Below are 24,808 nucleotides of genomic sequence, written 5' to 3'. Positions count from 1 at the left end.
ACCCAAGCCCTCTATAAGTAGAAACAGGGAATGGAATGCGTTCCATTCGTGAAACTCCAAAAAAAGCGGCGGGGAACGATCGGTTTTGACCGAATCCATAATGGATTGGGAAAAATGGCTTTGTGCGCGATTCCGACAGTTTTTAATATCTTGGTCGCCGTTTTGGAAAGGAATGATTAGAAGGGAGGATTTTGCATGGCAATCGGCCGAAATGACCCGTGCCCGTGCGGAAGCGGGAAAAAGTATAAGAAGTGCTGCATGAACAAACAGCAGGAGCGTGAAATCAAGCGGGTGCGGCAGCGCCGCTTTTTTGACCAAAAATATGAGCTGTCGCAAATGGTGCAGCGGTTTTTGGATGAATCGCTGTCTTATGATGAACGCGAAGCGGTCAACCGTACATTTCGCCGAATGATCGAACAAAAGGATCATCGTGAAGAGTTGAAGGTGTTTGAGACGCTTTGGTGTTTTTTCCTCCATCGTTATCCGAATGGATTGCGCGGCGTTGAATGGTTTCAACAGGAAAAAGGGCGTCGTCTGTCTCCGGAGCTCAAGGAAATGTTGGACCGCTGGGTTCGACTTGTGCCGCGCCTTGTGCAATTTGTCGATTTGCATGATGAAGGAGGAGTGGCGGTCGACCGGTTGACGGGCGAGAAACTTCTCATGCCGTATTGCGAGACATTGGAGGTTGTGCGCCCTTGGGGCGGCATGTTTGCCTTTTTGGAGCCCTTTGACGGCGGCTATTACGTTTGCGGTGTATCATCGATTGTGGATCCGAAGGGCGTGGAACGGGCGGAAGAGAACATTCGCGTCTTGTTGACGCAAACCGATTGGCCGTATGAAAAGGTAGCCGTTGAACATTTTCTCGATATCGTTGATGCAGGCTATCCTCCGAGGGCGGACGATGTGCAAGAGGAGCGCACGCGATGGACGTATGAATACGAATGCCAGGAAGCCGCTGAGGCGATGAGGAAGCTTGCTTCGATCGGACGCGCTCACATTGATCATGACGATGGGGAGAAAGTGGAAGGTTCATGGTGCACCAATGTGTACCATTATGTCGGAGTGATTTCCCCCAAGCCGATTCATGTGTTTGAATTAGGCGGGTCATTATCCGCTCATCGGTCGCGTCTCGTGTTGTCTACCGAGGAGGAAGGGACGGCCGAACAGCTCGTGTCGCTGCTGCAGGCGTTTGGGTATTCCCCAAAAGAACGAAAACGGGGGACAGAAGCCGTTTTGCGCCGAAAAGGGATCGAAAACGTTTCGCTTCATATTGATTCAGACCCAGACTCTCCCCCTTGGGTGGCAACGATGGCCGGATTGGATGTTCAAATGGAAAAAGCCCTTCACATCCCGCTTGAGAAATGGAATGGAAAAACCCCTCACGAAATGGCGCGCGAGGGGCGTGTGCAGGAAGTGGATGAGTGGCTGAAAGAGTATGAATTCCATTTGTTTAACATGCAAGAACGAGCCAATTTGCCGGTGCTCATCGAAGTGAATTTCATTCGCTCCCGTTATGGATTGCCCCCATCTCCGTTTAGCTCATCACATCGTCTTTCGGACTTATGGAAAATGAAATGGATGGGGCCGGAAAGAACCGAGACATTGTTGATCCGCGCGGAATGGGAAGGGATGTATTTTACCGATGACGCATTGGCGTTTTATAACGAAGTCATCGTGAGCGGAGAAAAAGAAGCCAAAGAGGCGTGTTGGGCCGTGGTTTTGCTCGTGTGTGAATATATGACCGGGCGGACGTTTTCATCGTGGGAGGACGTAGGAGAAGAAGACTGGAAACAATGCATCGTCGATCAAATCCCGTCAAGATGGAGTTCGTTTTCATGGGAAGTGGTGAGCCGAGCGCTCGATATGTTGCTTGAGTGGGCCGATTGGCTGGACCGCCGTTATGGAACGAATCATCGAACTGTTATTGGTGCCGTGCTGGAAGAGGTCAGAAGCGAATTGGAACATTGCTTTGCTTTGCTGGATGAATGGAGGGGCGAGAACGGAAAGGGGGATGAGGAACTGATGGCTTGGCAGCTTGCTCGTTTGTTTGGTTTGCCTATTTCCCTTTCCGTCGGTTTCTCGTTTTTCCGCGTCAAGCGTGTGGAACAGGGGAAGGCGGTGCTGGATTGGCTTGCCCATAACCGAACGGTGACATGGGACATTCCGAAGCGGGCAGAGCCGCATCTGTTGCCGGGCATGTATATCGTCGCCGTGACCGATCGCAACGGCAAGCTGGACGATCTTGCCCGCGTATATCCGCCGTCTTTCTCTCCGTACGTAGAGCCGTGGCTTCAGGCGCTGCAAGAGTGGCCAGACAAGGTGGAGAAAGAACGGGCTGCGTTTCAAGAGCGCCTGCTTGCCTCGTTGTCCCGTTTGCTTCGCCGGCCGTAGGCGTCCCGATGAATGACGGGGCGCTTGTTTCTCTCGGCTCGGCCTCTATGATTCTCCATTATGCAGGCAAGCCCAATGGTAAGAGTCATTCATATTCTATTCTTAGGATTTTGGGCCATCACTATAACGTGTGCTTGATTGAGAAGCAGGGTTTTTCTCGTTTTACCGAGAAACGGATGAGGACGCGAATGATCCAAGAATCCTACACCTTTAGGAGTGCGGAGTGTCAACCGGCATGAAAATCATGGATTGGCTGATTTCTCCTTGGAGAAGGAAATATGGCATGTTTTGAAAAAGCCAAGGGCACCTTTTGGTGAAGAACCAGGATTTTGGTTAGGCATAAAAAATGGAATGCGAATCGATGTTCTCGACATGAGCGGCGGAAGTCCCAAAGTGCTTGCGATATGTGTTGCTGAAAGCAGTTCCATCACACGTTGATCGTGAATGTCTCCCCAAAGTGTTTAGCTGGCCCGAGCGTTAGCGTAGAGGGGGAGAATGTTCAATGACTATGATACAAAGAAAGTAGGTAGCTATATGGTGAAGGCATCGCGAAACAATCTTTGTCCATGCGGCAGTGGGAAAACGTATAAGCATTGTTGTGGGAAGAAAGAAGCAGTATCGATAGAATCTCTAATTGACCGTGAAGTGGCCAAATGTATGCAAGATGTGTTTTCGTTTGCGTTAGAGCGATATGAGGAAGAGCTTGCTTTCATGATGTCTGGTTCTCCATTTCAAGGGCTTCCTAACGAGCTGGAGACCAGCGCCAATTTATTGCTGACGAACTGGGCGATTTTTCACAGACACGTTGATGACAAAGGGATGACAATTTTTTCAGCCTATATGAGAAGCCGGCGCCGCACGCGGTGGCGTCCAGCAGTGCAAACTCATTTGAAGCGATGGGACGAGGCGGTTCCGTCGTTTGACGAGATCATTCATATCGAGGATGAGCGGCGTTTCCTTGTACGCGATCTGTTGACCAGAAAAGAAAAGTACGTCCGTTTTTTGACGCCGGAGGAGCTTCCGTCTGCTAGGGAGGGGGACGTGTTAGTAGGATGCCTCGTTCCGCATGGGGACGAGTGGGCGTACTTCATGAAGGTGCTGCCGATTCCAAAGAGCGGGAAGGATCGGCTTGCGCGGGCGCTTCAAGCGGAATGGAATCCGGATATGAAAACGTGTGAAGTGTTTTTGCGCGAGTCGTTTCCGGAATTGCTTGAAATAGCGGTCCATGAGCTGTTGTGGCAGCTGCTGAGCGAAAAGGACTGGGGGGATCGAGATCAAGATGATGTTTTTCGCGAATTAAAGAAAAAGGAAGAAACAACCTCCTCCCTAGTGCTCAGCGAGGCTGCGTTCCTTTGGCGCGCATATTGCGAAATGGATGAACCGGTCATCAAGAATCCTGCTGTGTATGCGGCTGCACTCCGTTATTTGGCGAGTGAAATGGCTGGAAGAGAATTTGTCAATATGGAAAAGGTTGCGGAACACTACGGCGTTCCTGTAGAGGAAGTGGAAGCCGCTGTGATGGAATTGTTTTTATTTCGCACAGAGTTGCTCGATGATGGAGATGATGAGGGCGAGAATGATGATGAGTGGCTCTTTGACGATGGGGATGACGGTGATGAGATCTGGTTCGACGACGGTGGGATGGAGGATGGCGATGAGCTGGACCGTGCGATTGAGGAATGGCTTGACCAAGTTGAGGAGTTGTTTGATTGCGAGGGCTGGGACGTTGATCAAGTCCATCGCTTGATCGACAAAGCGATCCGAACATGGAAAAAGGACGGGTTGCTTGAAGGAGTCGATGCAGCTGAGTTGCGCAAGGAGCTCGAGGAGCTCGTCTGGGAGACGTTTGCCGAACGGGGATTTTTGTAAGGCGATGGACAAAGCAGGCAACAAAGGACAGATGGGTGCGAAAGAAGGTGCCCTTGAGAGATGACGGATACCTTCTTTCGCATGCGTTACAATCGGATATAGGCCAGCCGCTCGTTCGCTTCCTCGACGTCAAAGGCATCAGGGTCAAAATCTTCGCCTTTCATGTCGTACATCCAGTCTACCAGCTCGCGCAATTCGGGATCGGCAAGAGAGTCTTTTTGCGCCGCCGCTTCCAGCAGCTCCAGGTAGCCATAGACGCCGCCGCAATCCTCGGGAGGGCACGCCCGTTTTCCTTTCAGGCAAGCGGCGCGTTCCAACGGTTTTGGGAGTGTTTCAATCTTTTCAACAGTGACGGTATGGCGCCAGTAGTCGCCAAAATCGTAAATATATAGAAACTTTTGTTTTTCTTCCGTCAGCCATTGCTGTAATGGGATGCGGCGGGCGTCCATCAGTTCTTTTTCCAGCTGAAACGAATCCCAGCCGTCAGGGATGCCGATGAGAACGCTTCCGAAATCGAATTCGTATAAATGGGCTTGTTCCCATCCCATCGCTTCTTGGATGATGAGATGAAGCTCGTGAAATGTCGCATGTCCGGGAACAAGGACGCGCCGCCAAATCGGCGGGCGGATGCCGTTTAATGTGATTTTCAGCTGGTAGGCTGTTTTGGACCGCCGCCGTTTGGAGGGGGGTGCGCTCTTTGGCGCCTTAACCCATCTGCCGTGTGGACGGTCCCGCTCTGTCGGATGGAACATGGCAGACAATTCGTCGATCAGTTTAGCAAGATTGTCGGGGTTCATAGCCCTCGTCTCCTTTCGGATAAACGTTTTGTATAATAGTAGTTTATCCTGTCCATAGTAGAATTTAAACATTATTGATGGAAATATTGAAAAAAGAAAGATGGGAGAGGAGGATGACGCATGTCGATCGGCTGGAATGACCCATGCCCGTGTGGAAGTAGGAAAAAGTATAAGAAGTGCTGCATGAACAAACAGCAGAATCATGAAATCAAACGGGTGCGCCAGCGCCGCTTTTTTGGCCAAAAATATGAGCTGTCGCAAATGGTGCAGCGATTTTTGGATGAATCCACGAGTGTTGATTATCCAAAATTAGACATACGTCTTCCATAAATTTGGGCATACTCAAACAAAGCAGCGGCCATCCCGGATTTCCAATCGAGAGGAAGCTGCCCAGAGAAAAAACGGCGAACAAACGAAATGAAGGAAAGAGAGACGTTCGTCCGTTTTTTGGTTTGATCATACAGCCATCGCAGCAACACATACGCAATGAACGCCCCAAACAGCTGATTGTATACCGCATTTTCCGTCGTGCCAAACAAGGTTGGGACATTCAGATATTGCTTTACCCAGCGGAAAAAGACTTCAACGGTCCAACGTTGTTGGTACATGTCGGCAATGGTTTCCGCAGACGCATGGAAGAGATTCGTCACGACCCGAATGTCGCGGCCATTTGCATCTCGAAAGATCACTACCCGGTGACGCTTGGTCGATCGGCATTGTTTCGTCCCCAACTGGCACGTGAAGTCGGCTTGAACCGATGAAGATGTGCTGGAAAGGTGTTTCAAGCTTTTTTTCTGATGAAGTTCGATGTTGTCCTTCATTCGAATGACAAAGAGCTGATGCTGCTCCACAAATCGATCGAGGCGTTCGATTTTGAAATACGCCCGGTCTTCCACGAGCACTTGTTGAGCGTTCGTCAACTGTTCTCCCACTGGGCCATCGTGACGCAGTCCGGTCGTTTCCACCACGTCTGCCGGCAGCGAGGATTTCGGCGAATACGCGACGTGCAGCTTCACTCCGGCGCGTTCGCCGTGATACGGCGCCCATGGGAGGCGGTTTTTCCCGACCGTGACGGTCGTCGAATCCACCACCCGAAGCGGTTTGGGAAACCGAAGCGAACGGCGGGTTTGGCGGTTGCACTTGGAAATGATCAACGCCAACAAGCGTTTCATGATGTCATAGGGAACTTCTTTCGCTTTCTTGGATACTGTGGAATAATGGAATCGCGGCAATCCATACAGAGGCCCCACATCGGCTCCGTGGCGAAAGCTTTTCCATTGATGCATGGCGGCCAGCAGGAAGAAGTGAATCAACTCGCGCAACGTAAAGGTTCGAGACGAATCACGATACCCAACCGCTTCGGCAATCAGTTGAATCTCTTCATCCGAAACAAGTTTTTGCATCAAATTCGGGAGTGTGGTATGCTTGTTTATAGAGAGCACCTCCTGGGTTTGTTTGTGTCGTTACTCACATTCTACAGGAAAGGTGCTCTTTTTTCTATACACTTTGGATTTTATTGGATAATCAACACGCCTGTTCAACTTATATAGATGACGTAAAAAATTTATAAAACACTGTCCTGAGGTTATTTAAATAATTAAACTAACGGAAGCATTACTTCAAGAAGCAGGAAGTAATGCTTTTTTGTTGAAGTAAAAGGTAGTTTAGTGGAAAAACTTTTCTATATTTTGGGTTTTATGTAATAGTAGGGATATACGTTCGATTGGAGGAAATTAACTGATGATTATCAAAAATGACAAAGATATCATTCAACTGATTAAAGAAGACGAGTGGATGATGGATATATTAAAAGCCGTAAAGTCGTTGAATTTACCTGATTGGTGGGTCTGTGCTGGATTTGTTCGTTCGAAAATATGGGATACGTTACATGGTTTTAAAGAAAGAACACCTATTCCAGATATTGACGTTATCTATTTTGATGATACCAATATGGACGAATTAGAAGAAAAGAAGTTCGAAATGAGGTTGAGAAATATCCTTCCTAACATTCCTTGGTCAGTGAAAAATGAGGCAAGAATGCACATTGTTAATAATATTTCTCCTTATTCATCTTCCGTAGATGCTATATCAAAGTTTCCAGAAACAGCAACATCTTTAGGTGTAAAATTAGATGAAAAAGATGACATCATCTTGGTTGCTCCTTGGGGAGTAGATGATGTGATTAACATGGAAGTAAAACCGACACCCTATTTTAAAGAATCAAAAGAACTATCACAGATTTACGAAGAACGGATAACGAAAAAGAATTGGAAAGATATTTGGTATAAGGTTAAAGTTTTTCATATTGAAAATTTTTATTAAAACCCGTGGTGCTATATAAGTTGCAATTTTGTTTTACATGGCATTGTTCGCTCTTCTTGTCACCGTGCCAGCTTGTTAGGTGATAAAGTAAAGACGGGACATGGAGGTCGGAAATTCTTTATTACAACCTATATATCTTCAAAGAAAACAAAATATTTGGTGAACAGTACGACGAAAATGTTCAATAACGTTATTTCAAAATATAAAACTCAATAGATGTTCCACCATATAATCCGAATATCTTATTTTTTTATATAATTCCGAAATTAACGTTTCCACCACTTAATCCGAGGAACCGAATTAAATAAATAATAGGGTGGTATCTATGGGAGAGATACAAACAAAGCAATTTATGACTAAGAGCGGTAAAAAATTTGTAGTAAGAACTGCTTTGCCCAGAGATGCAGATAAAGTGGTAACATTTATCAAAACCGTTATCTGTGAAGCACCTTATTTACTTACTACCGAAGCAGAATTTAAGGTAACAAGTGAACAGCAAAAACAATTGTTGCAGCAAATGCTTGATGACAATGGAAAATTGGCTATTTTAGCTGAGTATGATGGAGAAATTATTGGATTTTTAGATTTTCATAATGGACATAGGCAGCGAATAAAACATCAAGGCTCTTTTGGTATGAGCGTTAAAAAAGATTTCAGAAACCAAGGAGTAGGCAAAGCATTGCTAACTGTGTTATTAGATTGGGCAAAGGAAAACCCTTTAATTGAAAAGGTTTGTCTTGAAGTATTTGCTAACAATACGAGTGCCCTTCGTTTATACAGAAATTTTGGGTTTGTGGAAGAAGGTCTTAAAACAAAAGCGATTAAGATAGATGAACAGACTTATTATGACTTGATCTTAATGGCTTATTTTGTGAATTAGTTTCAAGTGTTCTTCAACTCTTATGGAAGAGCGAATTAACTTCGTCATCTGTGGCGAAGCTCGCTTCATGGGTGGCTAAGGGGTAGGATGGTTGAAGGAGCAAGGAATTTAATCTTAAGTCAAATAATATTAGTCAAAACGTGAGATTAAACAAAAGGGGATGGGGAAATGATTGTTCTTGAGACACAAAGGTTGATATTAAGACAATATGAAGATGAAGATATAACTCCTCTACATAGTATTTTTTCTGACCCAGAAACCATGAAGTTTTATCCAGCTCCCTTTAGTATTGAGCAAACTCAAGACTGGATTAAACGAAATCAAGATAGATATCGGAATGATGGTTATGGATTATGGGCGGTTTGTTTGAAGGAAACGAATGAATTGATCGGGGATTGTGGTCTTGTTAAACAAAAAATAAATGAGGGTATAGAAGTGGAGATTGGATATCACATTAATAAAAAGTATTGGTCAAAGGGGTTCGCAACAGAAGCAGCTAAAGCGTGCAAGGAATATGCGTTTGATAAATTGGGTTTAAATAAGCTGATCAGTATTATTGATCCAAGAAATGTTCCATCCATTCGTGTGGCAGAGAAAATTGGTTTCATTAAGGAAAAAGAAGTATTTATTTTCGGTAAGAACCATTATATATACTCGGGATTTAAAGAAAGTAACGAAGGGTTATTGAACGAATGGTGCGATAGTTAAATAAAATATGTACAAAAAGCTGCCTTATCATCACAAGGTGGCTTTTTCATCGGTCGAAAATCAACCATTAACGATAATAAAGCCTTTTAGAAAAGGGATAATAACATGGATTGTTGAATTCTGTAAGATAGGGGGTGGATCTATGTTGCAAAAGTTGTCGCTGACAGGAAAAAGAATATCTCTGCGCACACCAACACGGGATGATCTGCCAATTCTATATAACCTGATATACGGTGTGGAGAATCCAGAATGGAAAAAGTACGACGCTCCTTATTATCCGCTTGAATTTTGTACCTTTGAAAAGTTTTCTAAGAGAATGGAAGAAAGAATGAATGTTACGGATGTACCAAGTCAAATGATTATTGAACATCAAGGTCAAATTATAGGTATGGTTAGCTATTATTGGGAGGATAAGCGTACACGATGGCTTGAAATGGGAATCGTCATATATTCTCCTGAACATTGGAATGGTGGATTTGGAACGGAAGCATTATCTTTATGGATTGACTATCTCTTTGAAAATCTAACCATCGAGAGAGTAGGGCTTACAACTTGGTCTGGAAATCCACGAATGATCAGATGTGCGGAAAAATTAGGAATGCGATTAGAAGGGAGAATGAGAAAATGCCGCTACTATAATGGCGAATACTATGATTCCATTCGGATGGGTATTCTTCGAGAGGAATGGGATGAGTTTAAAAAGAATAATCCCTTATTCAATTCCCATGGAAGAACAAATTAATTTCCATCATCTGTGGTGAAGCTTGCTTTATGGTTGGCTAACGGGTGCGATACTTCAACAAGAGGGTATCGCTTTTTTTATTGAACTAACAGGGTAGTTTATTTTAAGAAGGAAAACTATTTAGAAATGAGGAAATAATTCAATAATAACATTAAATGAAGGAGGAATCGTATGGAAATTAGAAAAGCTACTTCTAATGATATTCCTGAATTAGCATCTTTAATGGAGCAACTTGGTTATCCAACCTCTGTTGAACAGATGAGAATTAGATTTAGTAATATTGAATCAAACCCAAGCTATCATACTTTAGTTGCTGAATATGATGGAAAAGTTGTTGGAATGATTGGATTATGTACTGGGGTTTTTTATGAATTGGATGGTTCTTATGTTAGAATCGTAGCTTTAGTTGTAGATTCTAACTATCGTAGCAAAGGTATAGGAAGAAAGTTAATAGAAGAAGCAGAAAGTTGGGCAAAAAGACAAGGAGCTATCAGTATTGGAGTAAATAGTGGAAATCGTACAGAACGTTTAACTGCTCATCAATTTTATATTAATATGGGTTATGAACAAAAAAGCATTGGATTTGCAAAGAAGCTTATTTAACTATCCTGAAAATTAATATTTTCATTCTTTTGATGGTGCCGTATAGATACGGCATGGTTATCTCCCATGGAAGAACGAATTAACTTCCATAAATGTGGTGAAGATCGCTTCATGGGTGGTTAACGAGTGCTTTACTAAAAGTGCGTAAAAGAGAGAGAACTATAGAAGCGATTGTTGAAGAACAAAAAAACACTTGAGTCTAAAAATTTTCCGAGAGTTTTTGCTTGCTTACCACATGCTCAATTTTATTTAGTACACTGTAGATGAGCAAATTCACTTACATAAATTGACAACTAAACAAAAAAGGAGACATGAACCGGACTCCTTGGGTAAAATAGATGTGCTCAAAACCCATTCACACAAGGAGGTTCATGTCTCATGAATAAATTAGCACATCACCAAGGAATCCACAAGTTTTTCTTCACGCTGGGGTTGACGCTGCAGCTTTCCAAACCGGTCATCAAGCATCTCATTCATATTGTCGATGCCTTGACCACCAAGGGATTCTCGGGAACATTGACTGATATTCATTACTGGAGCTTTCATCCGAATCATCGAACGACGCTCAGTCACTTTTTCACGAAAAGCCCTTGGAACGAGGAAAGGCTGCTTGGGAAGCTTCAAGAGTGGATCCTTTCCCAGGTCGAACGACTGGCCAAACGGAAGAATCAACCCCTTTTTGTTTCGATTGATGATACGATTTGCCAAAAAACGAAGCCTTCGTCACGGGCTGCGCACGCCATTCATGTGCAGCGTGCCTGTCACGCCCCGATATATGTCGAGATTTGTAGAAACAGAGGGTCATAGATTGGCTCTCTGCTTTTGTTTAAAAAATTCATTCCCAAGCAGGAATTTGGTTCGTTTTGTCGAAACTTTATTATTGCGATTCATAGCAAGCAAAGCTTGTTTACGGGTTGTACCTTTGATTTTTTGCTTATCTTTAATGCTTTGAAGTCTGGCATTTTCTTTGTTAAACCATTGATTAATACTTTTTAATCTCCGCCCATCAATGATGAACGATCTGCCGTCTGATGTGACACAAGTGGCAAGATTATTCACTCCTAAATCAATCGCCAGTGCTTTTTGGTCATTTAATTCTCTTTGATCTTCAGGCATTTCATATTTGTACTGAATCTCAAAGAACCTGGCATGATGTTTAGGAATGATTTCAATCTGCTTAATCTTTTTGTCAAGTAACACAGGCGGAATCGTTATCGTGATAGGCTTCAAAGAACCTGGCATGATGTTTAGGAATGATTTCAATCTGCTTAATCTTTTTGTCCAGTAACACAGGCGGAATCGTTATCGTGATAGGCTTGTGAGTCTTTTTAAATAGGCGAGAATACGGTATCGTGAATTTGTTGCCGTCTATACGAATCTGGCCAATGATCAGTGAATGAAAGCCATCCAAAGAACCTGGCATGATGTTTAGGAATGATTTCAATCTGCTTAATCTTTTTGTCCAGTAACACAGGCGGAATCGTTATCGTGATAGGCTTGTGAGTCTTTTTAAATAGGCGAGAATACGGTATCGTAAATTTGTTGCCGTCTATACGAATTTGACCAATGATTAGTGAATGAAAGCCATCTTTTTTAAGATATTTTGGGATACTGATAGCCTTGTAGTCATATTTGCCTTGTTTGGCTAGTTTTACTAAGCCAAATGCCAATCGAAAAGAGTTGCGGGAATCGATTGTTTCGTTCTTGGAGCATCTCACTCAATTTCCAGAAAAAGTGCTCCAACGCATTGGACAGATAGTTATGTCGGAAAATTAATCTGAATCTATATAGTAAATCGTTCTTCCAATCCAATAGCAATTTATCCGGGATTAAGATTTGTCCAATTGTTATTGTTTGAGGTAAAAGGGGATACAAAAATACTTGATTACGCATTGCAATCTCTGTCTAAATACGTGGCTAATACGGAACCTTTCATATCAAATATTTTTAGAGATAAAGATCTAGAGACTCTCATGAAGTTTATATGACAATTAGTAATGGGTATGTAATCAATATCCAAAAATAAAATATATTGGTTACGTCCCTGTGCATTGCGATCCGAAAAGTAGACAGTATAAAATCGGTTAAGCAGGGGAATCAAGTGCCTAAATGGCTCTGATTCCTTTCCTTTTCTTTTCTCGTCTTTTCCAAGCGTCTCAGCCCCCTAAGGCCTGTCAAGGAGAGCATTTGACAGCCCCTCAGATTCTGGGAATGGATGGTTAAGACAAGGAAGGAGAAAATATAGCCCTCTAATGGATTATCGAAAAAAGCCATTTATAACCTCGGCAACGACTTAGGATATTCCGTCAACGAAGTCATTGAAACATGTGAAAAAATAACCGGCCACAAATCCTTCATTGAATACACCGAACGCCGCCCGGGCGACCCGGCGCGCCTTGTCGCTTCCTCGCAAAAAATTTACGAAGAACTTGGCTGGAAAGCGGAATATTCGTTGGAGCAAATCATCGAAAGCGCGTGGAAATGGCATCAGCGGAAAGGATCCAAATGATCAAGCCGCCCTTGTTAAGGGCGGTTTGTTTATTTATGGCCATATATGACTGAATATTCTGTATATAACAGATTAGCCAAACTATGCATGACGGTCAAGGGATATGGAGTAGTACATAAATCGTGGGTATATTTTCATAGAAATTTGCTGGAAGGAAAAGGATTAAGAGGAAAAGTGTCGAAATAAAAAGATAGGTGTCAATATCAAGAATATGGAGCATTCCTGTTAGAAAGGTTTTCGGGGACTTGAAAGAAAAAAGCCCTCTTGGTATGATGCAGGGGTGTCAACAAACACCTAACATCAGACCAAGGAGGACTATACAATGAATTATACACAAAATCGTATGAGCAAAAAGGATTAAAAGAGGGTGTAAAAAAAGGATTACAACAAGAAAAGCGACAAATTGCGAAAAAGATGTTGGTAAAAGGGTACGACATCCAAACGATTCACGAATTAACCGAACTGCCGATTGAAGAGATTGAAAAATTGAAATAAGGGTGTGATTGTGATGTTTAACAGAGAGCCATCGATTGCCCCTCTGTCATTTTTTTAAAGTGGTATGTAGCAGTAAGGCGGTATTTAGCAAATATGAGGATTTAGCGAAGGGAAGGAAACGATGTGCGCAATGCGGGTCTCGGTGCCGCATAGCCCCGCTACCAGAGGGTTTGGTGCCTGTCACCACCCGAAGATCATTAGGACACATAACAAAATTCGATATTTAACAAAGTTTTAGCCATAAGCTACTAAAAGAAATCGTCGGCGTTGCCGCTGTAGCATTGGCATTTCTACTGGGAGTTTAATTATAAGAAATTGTTTCTAAAGCTAGGGATTGATCAAACCGCTTCTTTATCGAGAACAAGAAGTAGCATTCTCTCCGAGAAGTTTCCCTCTTCTAAACGGCGTGTAGGAGGAGATGGATCGGAAGGTTTTTTTATTCACATAAACGAACGTATGTACTGTGTTTGATTCGTAAAAAAGGTAATGCAAAAAGTGTTCCCCCAATCATCGTGACGTTGATGGAGCGGGAAAATCTCTTTCTTCGGTACATCAGACGTTATTCGCAACTAATATTACAAACATGATGTCGTGAAGAAACACATACATATTATAGGAATGGATCACGAACAATTTATCATCCGTTGAATATCACTTTGATTGTCATTCGGTTGGATGGTTGCTAGAATAATGCATGCCGCATCTTTGGGCAGTACTTTTCCAAAATAATTTTTTATGACTTTATGTTGATGCGTGAGAGGAGTTCGGACATGTCGAAATCGTTCGTTTATATCTCCCTCGTCTTGATTATGATGATCTGGGGATTGAACGTGATTGCCATCAAGATTTTAGTCGAACATTTTTCGCCGGTGATGTTAACATCGTTTCGGATTTTTACTGCAGGGATCGTTGTGATTCTGATTTTGCTATTCATGGGGCAGTTGCGGAAATTAACTTGGAAGGAAGTGATGTATATTGGCATAGCCGCTTTGTTTAGTGTCGTTGTCCATCACCTTTTTCTTGCGCTCGGATTAACAAAAACGACAGCGTCCAATGCTGGGTTGATTTTAGGGCTTATTCCGCTGGTGACATCGGTGTTGGCGGCCATCTTTTTAGGCAATCGGCTTACAGTGTTTCGGTTTGTCGGGATTTTCTTCGGGTTTGCCGGCGTGGCGTTTGTCGTGTTAAACGGCAAAAGCGGCATTCACCATGTGTCCATTGGCGATTTTTATGTATTTCTGGCCGTATTATCGCAAGCAATTAGTTTTATCATGATTAAAAAAGCAACGGTCGATGCCCGTGTGATGACAGGATGGATGTTGTTGTTTGGGTCTTTGCTTTTATTTTTCATTAGTTTGTGGATGGAACCGAACGGCTTATCCAGCTTGGCAGGCGGTACGCCATCCCTATGGATGATCTTCCTTGCTTCCGCTGTATTTGCCACTGCGCTCGGCCATATGTTTTACAACCAAGCGATTCAACATATTGGTGCGGTGGAATCGGCGATTTTCATTAATTTGAATCCTTTGTTTTCTTTGCTGGGAGCTTATTTATTCCTCGGAGAATCTATTTCCCATACACAAATGATCGGATTTATTTTAATTGTACTCGGTGTCGTCTTAGGCAGCGGTGTATTGGATGAAATCGAGGTGTTTACTCATCGCTCGAAAATGATGGGAAAAAGTGTTGAAAAACGGAGCTTGTGGGTCTCCGTTTTTTGGTGAGGGCCTGTCGCTTGGCGATGAAATAAGGGGATTTCCTCTATCCACACAATATTTTTTCTGTTCTTGTTTTTATGTTGAGGGCATGTATTTGCCACGAATCGAAAGTAGGTAGGGGAGATTCATCGTTCTAACATGTTATGTAAATCTTGCAACATACCAGCAAAAACTGGATCACGATGTATGTTTTCATATACAGTTGGGTCAATTATTACATAATTTTCTGACAAAAGATCAAAGAGCCTACTTTCGTTCTGAGGAAATAAAAGGGGATACAGCATGAAATCTTTGATATTTGCCGTAACGAAAATGCAATCGTATTGCCAGGCGGCCAATAATATTCGAGCGTCAGATACGCTCCCATATTCCATATCTCTTGCTGCATTGATATCACTTTTGTACTCAGAACGAACGTAGGCGGTTATTTTTCTTATTTGATGTTCTATCTCTGGTGTTGCGAGATCAGGGACTGTTTCTTCTATCAATTCTAGTAGTTGTGCTATGCGTTGATTTTCTTTTTCGCTGAGCGTATAGGATTGCACCTCTAACTCCCGGATTACTTCTTTAGGAATATAAAGGACTGATTCTCCGTTTCGAAATTCCTGTAAAACGTTCCTCCAAAAACGCTTTGTTGCTTTTTTGTAGCTTTTATGGGCACGTGGGTTAGACTTATACCGGAATACGTTCGTGTCTAACATATATACTTTTGTTTCTGTTATGTTCCCCATATTTTCCTTCTTTACTCCTCTTCCCCTAAATATTCCAACATCTTTTCCGCTATGTTGATGGATTGATTTTTTATCTTTTGTCTTTTTCGGAGAAATGCTGGCCAGTTTGGATGATGGAGAAACTGTGCGGTTGGAATGATCCATTTTCCACTGCCTTCAAGGCGCTGGTACGCATCAATTTTTCCTTCTGCGCAATATCGGCGAACCATTTGTGGTGTGACGTCGAGAAGAAGTGCGACATCGCGAACGGTTAGATATTCTGGAATGGTTGGTTCCGTTATTTGGCTAAGAACGTTCTGGACTTCTTCTTTCTCTTGTTCGTTTAGTGCTAGATACATCTTCTCTTTTTGTTTTTCCAGTTCAAGTGAAAGTCTTACTAGCTCCAAGTAACGTCTGGCGTTTTCACTTAGTGTTGACGTTTTTTCATATTCATCAACATTTGAATTTCCTGCTGTTCGAAAAAGAGTAGTCATTTTTTTATTCACCCCTTCCTCACCTCCATTATATCAGAATGATTAAAGAAACTAAAGAAAAAAAAGAAATAAAAGAAACTTTTATTAATATTTGTTTCCTTATTAAGGGAAAATATTCTCTGGAATGATTGCTTGCGTGTCTGTGCATTGCAATCCGAAGTTATTGAACAAACACATCATCTTAGTGACCGGAGAAGAACAGACGATTGATTTGCCACGCTCGGATGTCTTGAAATACTATTTTGCCAACGCTTGGTTTTAATCACGTTCATTAGGTATTAGGGTCCGTGTCTTATTTAGTGTTCTTTATATCATCATGATTACAATGATTTTTCCCCCATTCATTAGCGGGAAACGATGATAATACACAAATGTATCATCATTTGTTAAAATTTTATGTATATTATAAAAATTCAAAACATATTTTTTTGGAAGCCAAAGAGTCGTTCTTTCGTAAAAAAGATAAAGATTTATTTACGTAAACTAAACAAAATCATCAAATATGTAAAGTAACCTATATAGTAGAGTAAGTGATTTGCCGACCGTTTTATAACCGAAAGAATGGGGGAGAGCGCAGTGAAGAAGATAGAAGATGCCTTGCCTTTGCATGAAACAAAAAGGCGTCCGGGATGGAAACTGTATGTTTCTTTGCCGGTTTTATCGTGGGCGTTGTATGATTTTGCGAATACGATTTTTTCTTCGAATGTGAATACGATTTTTTTCCCGCTTTATGTTTCGGAAACGGTGGGAAAAAGCGAGAGCTTGAACCAGATCGCCAGTACATTTATTTCGTATGCGAATGCGTTAGCCTCTTTCTTTTTAGTTTTATTTTCTCCTTTATACGGCACATGGATTGACCGGACTGGGAGAAAAAAGAAATGGCTTGGGATATTTACAGTTCTTGCGGTTGTAGCGACTTTGCTTATGGGCGTTGCCGGATATTCGAATCATGGGAATTTCATTTTTGGATTGCCGGTGTCTTTTGTCATCACCGTGCTTTTATTTGTCGCAGCAAAATTTTTTTACCATTCGAGCCTCGTTTTTTACGATTCCATGATTTCGAGTTTGGGGAATAAACAGGAAATTCCGCTCATCTCCGGTTTTGGCGTTGCCGTCGGATATGTCGGAACGCTTGTCGGGCTTGCTGTGTATCCGTTTGTTGGCGAAAAGGATTACTACCGGGCTTTTATTCCAAGTGCTCTTTTGTTTCTCATCTTTTCTTTACCGCTTTTTTTCTTTGTCAAAGAAGAAGCCGCTGCGCTAAAACGAAAGACCGGATTTTTTGCGGGCTATCGGGATATTTATGCGACGTTGAAAGAAATGAAAAAGTATCAAAGCATTTTTACATTCATGATTGCTTATTTCTTTTTAAATGATGCTGTGGCGACGACGATCGCCATCATGTCCGTTTATGCCAAGGCCATTGCCGGGTTTACGGCGGGGGAATTTATCCTTTTATATTTAGTTTCCACCGTTTCTAGCATTATAGGTTCGTTTCTTTTTGGCTATATTACGAGAAACAAAGGGGCAAAAAAAGCGGTTTTGTATGTTGGCATCATGATGTGCATTGCGCTGGCAGTAGGGGCGCTTGCTTATTCCAAGCTTTCTTTGTGGATCGCCGGAAGTTTGTTCGGCGTCAGTTTAGGAGCGATGTGGGTCACTTCGAGAACGTATATTGTCGAACTTTCGCCGAAAGACAAGCAAGGGCAATTTTTCGGACTGTTCGCTTTTTCCGGAAAAGTGTCGGCCATCATTGGTCCGACGATTTATGGAAGCATTACTCTCCTTCTTCATTCGTATGGAAACATTGCCAATCGGTTGGCGATGGGGACACTTTTGGTGATGGTGCTCCTTGGCATTTTCTTTTTGCGGAAAGTAAAGCCGCAGGCGCCTGCCGAACCGGAAAGCTGACGGGAGATTTTGTGGGTGCCTGTCGCTTGTCAGACAGTTGGCGGCAAAATGGATACTTTATAGAATGCGATCCGGTAAAACAAAAAGATTGCTTTCCTTTTTGTTTTAGGAAAGATGAGCTATGATAATTTTAAGAGGGTTTTTAGAAAGAGTGGGTGAAATGGCCGGAGATTATTTTTTGAAAAGAATTTATGAACCATATGATCCAGCAGATGGAAAACGAATTTTAATTGATCGGATTTGGCCGAGAGGCATCTCTAAAACGGAAGCAAAGATCGATTTGTGGATGAAAGAGATTGCGCCAAGCCCCGAACTTAGAAAATGGTTTGGCCATAAAAGGGAGCGGTTTCGGGAATTTTCAAAGCGCTATGTGACGGAGCTGGAAACTGAGGAACAAAAACAAATGCTTGTCAGGGAACTGATTGCGATGGCAAAAAAAGAAAAAGTAACCCTTCTTTACGGGGCTAAGGATAAAGAATGCAATCATGCCGTTGTGTTACGAAACTTTTTAACATATTTTTCCCGAGAAGTCTCCCTTCCTCTAAACGTAAACGGAGTGAAGGAGGGAGATGAATTGGGAGGTTTTTGATTTCTAAAAACGAACATATGTGCTATAATAGAACTATCCATCAAACAAAGAAAGAAGGGAATGCACATGCTTCGTGGCCAAAAAGTGTTCTTCCGGGCATCGAAAGCGGATTTGGACCGATTGTATGCCTGCAATCGCGAATCCGCCCGTGTTTGGAATGAATGCCTCCGCTTAGCCAAAGAACACTTCCTCCAGCATGGGTGCTGGATCACCAAAAGCGAGCTGCAAAAACAAACGAAAAGAAAGTTCCATCTTCACAGCCAATCGATTCAAGCCGTCTGCCACAAATATCTCTTCGCAAGACAAGCTGCACACCAAGCCATCCAACAAGGACATCCTGCTCGTTATCCCTACAAGAAAAAGAAATATTTCCCAACTAAATGGGTGAAAGACGGTTTCAAAGTGTATGAAAATGGAAAAATCGAACTCTCCATGGGCATTCATCACGGAAAACGGGAAAAGCCAATCGTCGTGTATGCGTCGCATCTGCCAAAAGGAACGATCAAAGAAATCGAATGCTGCTTGGATCAAGGTCTTTATTTGGCTGTGACGTATGAAGATGGACAAAAGGCCAAAGCGTACAAACCGAACTTCTCCGTCGGAGTCGATCTTGGGGAAGTGCATACGATCGGAGCGTTTTGCGAAAACGGGCAAGCCCTCCTCATCACGGGAAGAAAAATACGCTCCCTGCACCGGCTGCGGAATAAAAAACTGGCGGAGATCCAGCGGCGACAATCGAAATGTCAAAAAGGATCCCGCCGATGGAAAAAGTATGAGCGGGCGAAACAATACATGTTATCCAAATCCGAAAGACAGCTGCGGGATGCGTTGCATAAAACAACGAAACAGTTTGTCGACTGGTGCTTAAAGCAGTCCGCCTCCGATGTGTATATCGGAAATGTCGAAGGGGTGCAGCGAAACACAAGAAAGAAAAAGCGGGCAAGCCGCAAACAAGCACAAAAGCTCTCGAATTGGTCATTCGGGAAAGTGAAGAAGTATCTCACTTATAAGCTGGAACAACATGGCATTCGCTTGCATGGAATCGAGGAGTCGTATACGAGTCAGACCTGTCCTATCTGCCAAAAGAGAAAAAAAGTGTCTTCCCGCCTGTTTGTGTGCCGGTGTGGGTATGAGGAACATCGTGACGTTCATGGAGCGCGAAATATCTTAAGCAGGGCGCTGCACGGTACCTTCAAACACTGGAACGTACAAACGAAGCTGACGTATCTACGGATTGCGTAAGCAAGAAGTAGTAGAAGGGTTGGACCGCCCCATCGGTTTAGTGCCGATGTTGCTTACTGGACCCATCAAGAAGACTTCCGATGCATTCATCGAGTAGAAGGAGACCGCCTTCTTCTGCGCAGAAGCTTCTTTGGTGGAGGTAGTAAGAAACTCCCACCTCTTCATAGAATAAAGGTGGGAGAGGTTCATTGAGGATGTAACCCCTATTCTCCTCAATTACTCTCCCCGAAAGGATGATCCTCGTCATGAAAGAATATCTCGATTTGAAAATGGATTTCATGTTTAAACAGTTGTTTGGCCATCCGAGCCGAAAGCGGATTACGATTGCTTTTTTGAACGCTATTTTGCATCGGAGCGGACGTGACCGCATTGTCGATGTGCAGTATGAAAATACGGAGCTTGCGAAAGAAACGGAAGATGGAAAAACGAGCCGCTTAGATGTGCTCGTGTTTACCGACCGGGGCGAGCGGATTAACGTGGAAATTCAGGTTGTTCACCAGCATGATTTGCCGGAGCGGGTGTTATATTATTGGGCGAGGCTGTTTTCTGCATCGCTCTCCTCAGGACAAGCGTATTCCGAACTTCCTCCAACCATTATGGTTACGATCCTCAACTACCCTTTATTTCCTCATGAAACAGACCGCTTTCATACCGTGTTTCATTTGCGTGAAGATGAGGAACATTTCCTTTGGAGCGCTCATATTGAATTCCATGCGATTGATTTGTCACAGTTTATGGTACAATGGAAGAAATATAGACGGGAGATGAAAAAGTCGGCAGAAGTGCCGTGGCTGATGATGTTATCGGTGGTAGACATTTGAAAAAAATGTGGGATGAAGAATTTGTTTATGAATGTCTAGCTTCGGCGGCTATCCCCTCGCGACGCTTCGGCCCCGCTGTGGCGGCGACAGCCTCCTCGCGGGTCCTCCAGCGCGTTTCGGGGATAAGCGAGCCGCCTACGCTTTTCGATGAATTGGAGGAGTGGGCGATGAATGAACAAGAAATTCGCGAAGCGTTAGAAGAATGGGAGAAGTTAAGCGTCAGTCCGGAAAACCGATATGCGTATGAGATGCGGCTGAAATGGCTGCGCGACCAGCTTTCCAATCTTCTTGGGGAGCGGCGCGCAGGACTAGAGGAAGGATTAAAGAAAGGGAGAGCAGAAGGATTGAAGAAAGGTCGGGAAGAAGGGCGGAAAGAAGGAGTTCGACAGGTTGCATTGGAAATGCTTCGTGCTGGGTTAGACCTCGAAATGATTATGTCCGTGACGAAACTTAGTAGAGAAGAGTTGAATGAACTAGCTAAGAAAACATTGGACGATTAAATGGTTTATTGCCAAAAATTTATGTAGCGATATGCAAGAGGTCTTATATAGAACATATATGATCGCCTCTTCATGTTTTTGCACAAACAATGGCAGCTCGTTCCTGACAAAAGAATCACGTTTACAGGAGTTCTCTGCCAAGTCTTCAATAGCTAATGGATCAATTGCTTTGATTGTGTTCGAAGAAAGAAAATATTGGAGTGAATTGGAGGGGAATAGTCATGATCAAAGCAGTGCATGGAGACATTACGAAACTTCAAGATGTTTCCTACATTTGCAATGCGGCAAACGGAATCGGTCCGATGGGAGGAGGAGTGGCAGGCGCGATTCGCAGAGCTGGCGGCAAAGAGATTGAAATAGAAGCGATCAAAGTTTGTCAGGAGCAAAATCCGATGCCAGGTGACCTGTATGTCACACATGCGGGAACACTTCCGTTTCAAAACATTATTCATCTAGTGACGATGAAAGAACCGGCAGGAGCGACCTCTTATGACATTGTCAGAACATGCTTAAACAATTTAGTCGCTTATTGTCAAAAACATGGAATTGACAAAGTAGCCCTGCCGGCGTTGGGAACAGGGGTAGGAAATTTGGATAAAGCAAAAGTCGCCGCCATCTTCAAAGAAGTGTTGGAACCGGTGAAAGACATCGAATTTATCGTTGTCGATATTGATGAAGAATTTATCGCATTATTTGATGGAAGCGGCAATGTTGACTAAAAGGAACGGAGCATCTTCTTTGGTACTCCGCTCCTTTTGGTATTTTTCAAACACTTTGATTTACCTTTATTCTACTTCTCGAAGGATTTTTTCAACATTTTTCATTCGGTTATTCAAATCTTGGAGTTCTTGAAGAATTTTCTTTTGATGTTCGCTTGTGTCTCGTTGTAAAGCGAGCAATTCTTCGGACATTTTTTGATAAGCTTGTTCTTTCCCTGCTTGTATTTTGACGTGCCATGTTTTGATCAAATAGACGATAATGATTGTTGTCAATACCAATACAGTTAAACTATAAAATACACCCGTATGCATGATGTTCATTCTCCTTTCTTCTTGATGGTCAGTGTGTTTATCGATTTTGCAATCAATTCTTTCGTTAAACGAATATCAAAAGGCTTCAATTCATAATATTTCATGGATTTGCCGTCCTCTGACAGCTCCAACTCACTCGTTACCAGCCCCGCTGCCTCTAATTTCTGCAAATGCATATAAAGCAAGGGCCGGCTCATCTGAACGGCTCTTGCCAACTGGCTCACATACTGCCTCTCTTTTGCTAATATAGAAATAATTTTTAAGCGATGAGGGTTCGACAGAGCTTCCAATACAGCAAGCAATTCATCACCAGACAAGTCATCTCCAGACAAGCTCGGATTTTTATTTACCATCACTATGTCTCTCCCTTTTTATTCCGCGTCTTATCCAATCTTCTCGACTGCTATAACCCCGTTTAAAGTTTTACGGTACTCAGCATCCCCCTTTCATTGGGATATTTAATAGTTAAAAATTTAATAACATATGTAATAAATATTTTACATGTAAGAATAATATTACATATGTCCATTTTTGTCAACACCATAAAAAACGACTTGTACTTTGGTAAGAACACACTGATCTGATTAAAAAAACAGCACAAAAAAATCGCCATTTACCGTCTTGGCAACGGTTTAGGATTAAGTGATGGAAACATGTGAAAAAGCCACCGGCCGCAAAGCCAGCATTGAATCCATCGACCGATGCCCGTTGTTGCTTCATCGCAAAAAATGGATGACGAGTTGGCTGAAAAGCGGAATATTCGTTGGAAGGGATGATTGCAAGCGCATGGAAAAAGCAAGGTAAGCCGAAAAGCCTCCCGCTGAATGGTGTTTAGCAGGAGGCTAATTAATAATCAGCTCCATTGCTTTGGTTGACGAAATAGCGAAAAAAATGTAATATTAAAAAAGTTTCAATTATACAAAAATAATAAATTTTGATGCAAACCGAGATAAAATGATTGTATTTTTAAAAAATTACAAAGACCATATATGGGAGGGCATCTTAGATGAAGAAAAAAGACATTTTCTTTACGGGGTTAATGCTTTTTGCCTTATTTTTCGGGGCAGGGAACTTAATTTTTCCGCCGTATCTTGGCATGGAAGCAGGGAAAGCGGTTTGGCCGGCGATTATCGGGTTTGTCGTTACAGGGGTAAGTTTGCCTATTTTGTCTGTTGCCGCTATTGCGCTAGCCAAAGATGGGATTCAATCGATTGGAAATTATGTTCATCCTCTGTTTAGTTTATGCTTTTCGCTTATCATTTATTTAGCGATCGGTCCGTTTTTCGGCATTCCGCGGGGAGCAAGCGTCGCTTATGAAATGGGAGTAAAACCGTTTCTCAGCGGGAATAGCGGCGCGTTCTCGCTGCTTTTATTTACCATTATCTTTTTTGTGATCGTTTATTGGTTAAGCTTAAATCCATCGAAGCTGGTTGATCGCATCGGGGAAATATTGACGCCGATTTTGCTTCTTTCGATTGCCGTTCTTTGCATCGCAGGGATCATTCAGCTGCAAAACCCGCTGCAAGAACCGGCGGAAAAATATGCTTCCGCTCCGTTTTTTAAAGGATTTATGGAAGGATATTTAACGATGGATGCGATCGCGGCGCTTGCGTTTGGGATTGTCGTGGTGAACGCTTTAAAAGATAGAGGCGTGCATCAGCAATCGGCAATGATAAAAGCCACTATTCAAGCAGGGTTGATCGCTGGAGTGGGTTTGGCGTTAGTTTATATAGCGACTGCGTTGGTCGGCGCGAAGATGTCTGTAAACGGTCCATTTGCCAATGGCGGGGATTTATTGTCCAGTGCGGCCGCGCTTTTATTTGGAAGCGGCGGAAAGCTATTGCTTGGCGTCATTGTCGCTTTAGCGTGTTTAACGACCTGCATTGGGCTAACTACGGCATGCGCGCAATATTTTCATAAAATAACTCCAAACATATCGTATAAAACTTATGTGACGATCATTACGATGTTTAGTTTAGTCGTTTCTAATTTAGGATTAAATCAACTGATTTCGATTTCCGCTCCGGCGTTAACGATGATTTATCCATTAGCCATTGTGCTTGTGGTCATGTCGTTTTTCCATCGCTTGTATAAAGGTTCTACGAAAACGTATGGAATGGCTTTGTTGTTTACCTCGGTGTTCAGCGTATATGATGGCTTGAAGGCGTTTGGCGTGGGTACGCAATGGTTAGAGCCGTTATTATCTTGGTCCCCATTTTTCTCGATGGGATTAGGTTGGGTGGTTCCTGCCATCATCGGGGCAATCATCGGCTTTGTGATGGACAACATCGTCTTGAAGCAGCATCGCACAGCGTAAAAGCTGGAGAATTGGGAACGGCCGCTTTGCTTCGGCATGGCGCTTGCCGTTCCCGTGTTGTTATAAGGAAAAGAAAGCCGATCACGGCAGACATGATGGCCTGTTTTATTAAAAGCGAAGAAGCGGAATGCGGTAATATCGTGGGAAAAGACAGTTCGA

The 24,808-nt window shown here is 43.0% G+C and carries 21 protein-coding genes and 6 pseudogenes; 19 read left to right on the top strand and 8 right to left on the bottom strand.

The window, feature by feature from the left end; translation table 11 throughout:
• The first annotated feature begins 195 nt into the window (after nt 1-195).
• Both B9L23_RS18525 and B9L23_RS18515 read left to right on the top strand, forming a co-directional pair.
• A complete protein-coding gene (locus B9L23_RS18525; protein ID WP_089098200.1) occupies nt 196-2,391 on the top strand; it encodes a YecA family protein in 2,196 nt (731 codons plus the stop codon).
• A 534-nt stretch (nt 2,392-2,925) separates the two neighbouring features.
• On the top strand, nt 2,926-4,260 hold the full coding sequence (locus B9L23_RS18515; RefSeq protein WP_015865238.1) for an SEC-C domain-containing protein: 1,335 nt from the start codon (nt 2,926-2,928) through the stop codon (nt 4,258-4,260).
• Between the two features lie 86 nt (nt 4,261-4,346).
• On the opposite strand, the gene B9L23_RS18510 is transcribed toward B9L23_RS18515, so the two are convergent.
• Nucleotides 4,347-5,057 carry a plasmid pRiA4b ORF-3 family protein gene (locus B9L23_RS18510; RefSeq protein WP_015865237.1) on the bottom strand — a complete coding sequence of 237 codons (711 nt, stop codon included), beginning with the start codon at nt 5,055-5,057 and terminating at the stop codon, nt 4,347-4,349.
• A gap of 120 nt (nt 5,058-5,177) precedes the next feature.
• Here B9L23_RS18510 and B9L23_RS18505 point away from each other — a divergent pair, with 120 nt between their 5' ends.
• A complete protein-coding gene (locus B9L23_RS18505) occupies nt 5,178-5,387 on the top strand; it encodes an SEC-C metal-binding domain-containing protein (protein ID WP_089098199.1) in 210 nt (69 codons plus the stop codon).
• On the opposite strand, the gene B9L23_RS18500 is transcribed toward B9L23_RS18505, so the two are convergent.
• A complete protein-coding gene (locus B9L23_RS18500) occupies nt 5,357-6,490 on the bottom strand; it encodes an IS4 family transposase (RefSeq protein ID WP_089098360.1) in 1,134 nt (377 codons plus the stop codon). The two genes, B9L23_RS18505 and B9L23_RS18500, sit on opposite strands and share 31 nt — an antisense overlap.
• 307 nt (nt 6,491-6,797) lie before the next feature.
• Here B9L23_RS18500 and B9L23_RS18495 point away from each other — a divergent pair, with 307 nt between their 5' ends.
• The 6 genes and pseudogenes from B9L23_RS18495 to B9L23_RS18470 all read left to right on the top strand — a co-directional run.
• Complete coding sequence (locus B9L23_RS18495) at nt 6,798-7,379, top strand: nucleotidyltransferase family protein (protein ID WP_089098198.1); 582 nt, start codon at nt 6,798-6,800, stop codon at nt 7,377-7,379.
• Between the two features lie 325 nt (nt 7,380-7,704).
• Nucleotides 7,705-8,259: a GNAT family N-acetyltransferase gene (locus B9L23_RS18490; protein ID WP_023633400.1), complete on the top strand. Its 555-nt coding sequence runs from the start codon at nt 7,705-7,707 to the stop codon at nt 8,257-8,259.
• 168 nt (nt 8,260-8,427) lie between these two features.
• A complete protein-coding gene (locus tag B9L23_RS18485; protein ID WP_042382828.1) occupies nt 8,428-8,967 on the top strand; it encodes a GNAT family N-acetyltransferase in 540 nt (179 codons plus the stop codon).
• A 142-nt stretch (nt 8,968-9,109) separates the two neighbouring features.
• The gene (locus B9L23_RS18480; protein ID WP_089098197.1) at nt 9,110-9,709 is read left to right on the top strand and encodes a GNAT family N-acetyltransferase; all 600 of its coding nucleotides are present in this window, start codon (nt 9,110-9,112) and stop codon (nt 9,707-9,709) included.
• 171 nt (nt 9,710-9,880) lie between these two features.
• A complete protein-coding gene (locus B9L23_RS18475) occupies nt 9,881-10,312 on the top strand; it encodes a GNAT family N-acetyltransferase (protein ID WP_023633403.1) in 432 nt (143 codons plus the stop codon).
• A 378-nt stretch (nt 10,313-10,690) separates the two neighbouring features.
• Nucleotides 10,691-11,056, top strand: a pseudogene (locus B9L23_RS18470) (IS701 family transposase); the annotation flags it as partial.
• A gap of 123 nt (nt 11,057-11,179) precedes the next feature.
• Here B9L23_RS18470 and B9L23_RS18465 read toward each other — a convergent pair.
• Both B9L23_RS18465 and B9L23_RS21250 read right to left on the bottom strand, forming a co-directional pair.
• Nucleotides 11,180-11,720: pseudogene (locus B9L23_RS18465) on the bottom strand (transposase); the annotation flags it as partial.
• A gap of 76 nt (nt 11,721-11,796) precedes the next feature.
• Nucleotides 11,797-11,991, bottom strand: a pseudogene (locus B9L23_RS21250) (RNA-guided endonuclease TnpB family protein); the annotation flags it as partial.
• A gap of 572 nt (nt 11,992-12,563) precedes the next feature.
• Here B9L23_RS21250 and B9L23_RS18455 point away from each other — a divergent pair.
• From B9L23_RS18455 to B9L23_RS18445, 3 genes and pseudogenes are all read left to right on the top strand, one after another.
• Nucleotides 12,564-12,821 (top strand): annotated as a pseudogene (locus tag B9L23_RS18455) (GDP-mannose 4,6-dehydratase); the annotation flags it as partial.
• A gap of 339 nt (nt 12,822-13,160) precedes the next feature.
• Nucleotides 13,161-13,316, top strand: a pseudogene (locus tag B9L23_RS21825) (DUF4351 domain-containing protein); the annotation flags it as partial.
• 770 nt (nt 13,317-14,086) lie between these two features.
• Nucleotides 14,087-15,040 carry a DMT family transporter gene (locus tag B9L23_RS18445; RefSeq protein WP_089098196.1) on the top strand — a complete coding sequence of 318 codons (954 nt, stop codon included), beginning with the start codon at nt 14,087-14,089 and terminating at the stop codon, nt 15,038-15,040.
• A gap of 119 nt (nt 15,041-15,159) precedes the next feature.
• On the opposite strand, the gene B9L23_RS18440 is transcribed toward B9L23_RS18445, so the two are convergent.
• Together B9L23_RS18440 and B9L23_RS18435 are read right to left on the bottom strand one after the other, a co-directional pair.
• A complete protein-coding gene (locus tag B9L23_RS18440; RefSeq protein WP_015865234.1) occupies nt 15,160-15,765 on the bottom strand; it encodes a DUF4411 family protein in 606 nt (201 codons plus the stop codon).
• A gap of 11 nt (nt 15,766-15,776) precedes the next feature.
• Nucleotides 15,777-16,250, bottom strand: coding sequence for a helix-turn-helix domain-containing protein (locus tag B9L23_RS18435; RefSeq protein WP_015865233.1), 474 nt, complete (start codon nt 16,248-16,250; stop codon nt 15,777-15,779).
• A gap of 564 nt (nt 16,251-16,814) precedes the next feature.
• Here B9L23_RS18435 and B9L23_RS18430 point away from each other — a divergent pair.
• The 5 genes and pseudogenes from B9L23_RS18430 to B9L23_RS18405 all read left to right on the top strand — a co-directional run bounded on the left by B9L23_RS18430 (nt 16,815) and on the right by B9L23_RS18405 (nt 22,020).
• Nucleotides 16,815-18,149 carry an MFS transporter gene (locus B9L23_RS18430; RefSeq protein ID WP_089098195.1) on the top strand — a complete coding sequence of 445 codons (1,335 nt, stop codon included), beginning with the start codon at nt 16,815-16,817 and terminating at the stop codon, nt 18,147-18,149.
• A 160-nt stretch (nt 18,150-18,309) separates the two neighbouring features.
• Nucleotides 18,310-18,738: a DUF488 domain-containing protein gene (locus B9L23_RS18425; protein ID WP_062677127.1), complete on the top strand. Its 429-nt coding sequence runs from the start codon at nt 18,310-18,312 to the stop codon at nt 18,736-18,738.
• A gap of 66 nt (nt 18,739-18,804) precedes the next feature.
• Nucleotides 18,805-19,980 (top strand): RNA-guided endonuclease InsQ/TnpB family protein, encoded by a 1,176-nt coding sequence (locus B9L23_RS18420; protein ID WP_062677106.1) that lies wholly within the window; start codon nt 18,805-18,807, stop codon nt 19,978-19,980.
• A gap of 245 nt (nt 19,981-20,225) precedes the next feature.
• Nucleotides 20,226-21,301 (top strand): annotated as a pseudogene (locus B9L23_RS21820) (Rpn family recombination-promoting nuclease/putative transposase).
• 221 nt (nt 21,302-21,522) lie between these two features.
• Nucleotides 21,523-22,020 carry a macro domain-containing protein gene (locus tag B9L23_RS18405; protein ID WP_089098194.1) on the top strand — a complete coding sequence of 166 codons (498 nt, stop codon included), beginning with the start codon at nt 21,523-21,525 and terminating at the stop codon, nt 22,018-22,020.
• Nucleotides 22,021-22,086: 66 nt separating this feature from the next.
• Here B9L23_RS18405 and B9L23_RS18400 read toward each other — a convergent pair whose 3' ends face one another.
• The gene (locus tag B9L23_RS18400; RefSeq protein ID WP_141103877.1) at nt 22,087-22,341 is read right to left on the bottom strand and encodes a hypothetical protein; all 255 of its coding nucleotides are present in this window, start codon (nt 22,339-22,341) and stop codon (nt 22,087-22,089) included.
• Nucleotides 22,338-22,685, bottom strand: a complete 348-nt coding sequence (locus tag B9L23_RS18395) for an ArsR/SmtB family transcription factor (RefSeq protein WP_015865225.1) — start codon at nt 22,683-22,685, stop codon at nt 22,338-22,340. The genes B9L23_RS18400 and B9L23_RS18395 overlap by 4 nt, the downstream gene beginning before the upstream one ends.
• Nucleotides 22,686-22,977: 292 nt before the next feature.
• On the opposite strand from B9L23_RS18395, the gene B9L23_RS20665 reads away from it, so the two are divergent.
• Both B9L23_RS20665 and brnQ read left to right on the top strand, forming a co-directional pair.
• Nucleotides 22,978-23,136 carry a hypothetical protein gene (locus B9L23_RS20665; protein ID WP_156482450.1) on the top strand — a complete coding sequence of 53 codons (159 nt, stop codon included), beginning with the start codon at nt 22,978-22,980 and terminating at the stop codon, nt 23,134-23,136.
• Between the two features lie 202 nt (nt 23,137-23,338).
• On the top strand, nt 23,339-24,649 hold the full coding sequence (gene brnQ, locus B9L23_RS18390) for a branched-chain amino acid transport system II carrier protein (RefSeq protein WP_089098192.1): 1,311 nt from the start codon (nt 23,339-23,341) through the stop codon (nt 24,647-24,649).
• Nucleotides 24,650-24,808 lie beyond the last annotated feature (159 nt).

Origin of the sequence: Parageobacillus galactosidasius (genome assembly GCF_002217735.1) — a bacterium.
GTDB classification, from domain to species: Bacteria; Bacillota; Bacilli; order Bacillales; family Anoxybacillaceae; genus Parageobacillus_B; species Parageobacillus_B toebii.
The sequence above is the reverse complement of the archived record's forward strand: the minus strand, read 5'-3'. Positions and strand labels throughout refer to the sequence as shown.

Coding starts and splice junctions, on each gene's coding strand:
- B9L23_RS18480 (WP_089098197.1), top strand. CDS start 9,110: ATGTTGCAAAAGTTGTCGCTGACAGGAAAAAGAATATCTCTGCGCACA.
- B9L23_RS18515 (WP_015865238.1), top strand. CDS start 2,926: ATGGTGAAGGCATCGCGAAACAATCTTTGTCCATGCGGCAGTGGGAAA.
- B9L23_RS18490 (WP_023633400.1), top strand. CDS start 7,705: ATGGGAGAGATACAAACAAAGCAATTTATGACTAAGAGCGGTAAAAAA.
- B9L23_RS18475 (WP_023633403.1), top strand. CDS start 9,881: ATGGAAATTAGAAAAGCTACTTCTAATGATATTCCTGAATTAGCATCT.
- B9L23_RS18405 (WP_089098194.1), top strand. CDS start 21,523: ATGATCAAAGCAGTGCATGGAGACATTACGAAACTTCAAGATGTTTCC.
- B9L23_RS18400 (WP_141103877.1), bottom strand. CDS start 22,341: ATGAACATCATGCATACGGGTGTATTTTATAGTTTAACTGTATTGGTA.
- brnQ (WP_089098192.1), top strand. CDS start 23,339: ATGAAGAAAAAAGACATTTTCTTTACGGGGTTAATGCTTTTTGCCTTA.
- B9L23_RS18440 (WP_015865234.1), bottom strand. CDS start 15,765: ATGGGGAACATAACAGAAACAAAAGTATATATGTTAGACACGAACGTA.
- B9L23_RS18525 (WP_089098200.1), top strand. CDS start 196: ATGGCAATCGGCCGAAATGACCCGTGCCCGTGCGGAAGCGGGAAAAAG.
- B9L23_RS18425 (WP_062677127.1), top strand. CDS start 18,310: ATGGCCGGAGATTATTTTTTGAAAAGAATTTATGAACCATATGATCCA.
- B9L23_RS18420 (WP_062677106.1), top strand. CDS start 18,805: ATGCTTCGTGGCCAAAAAGTGTTCTTCCGGGCATCGAAAGCGGATTTG.
- B9L23_RS18495 (WP_089098198.1), top strand. CDS start 6,798: ATGATTATCAAAAATGACAAAGATATCATTCAACTGATTAAAGAAGAC.
- B9L23_RS20665 (WP_156482450.1), top strand. CDS start 22,978: ATGGAAACATGTGAAAAAGCCACCGGCCGCAAAGCCAGCATTGAATCC.
- B9L23_RS18510 (WP_015865237.1), bottom strand. CDS start 5,057: ATGAACCCCGACAATCTTGCTAAACTGATCGACGAATTGTCTGCCATG.
- B9L23_RS18485 (WP_042382828.1), top strand. CDS start 8,428: ATGATTGTTCTTGAGACACAAAGGTTGATATTAAGACAATATGAAGAT.
- B9L23_RS18445 (WP_089098196.1), top strand. CDS start 14,087: ATGTCGAAATCGTTCGTTTATATCTCCCTCGTCTTGATTATGATGATC.
- B9L23_RS18505 (WP_089098199.1), top strand. CDS start 5,178: ATGTCGATCGGCTGGAATGACCCATGCCCGTGTGGAAGTAGGAAAAAG.
- B9L23_RS18395 (WP_015865225.1), bottom strand. CDS start 22,685: ATGGTAAATAAAAATCCGAGCTTGTCTGGAGATGACTTGTCTGGTGAT.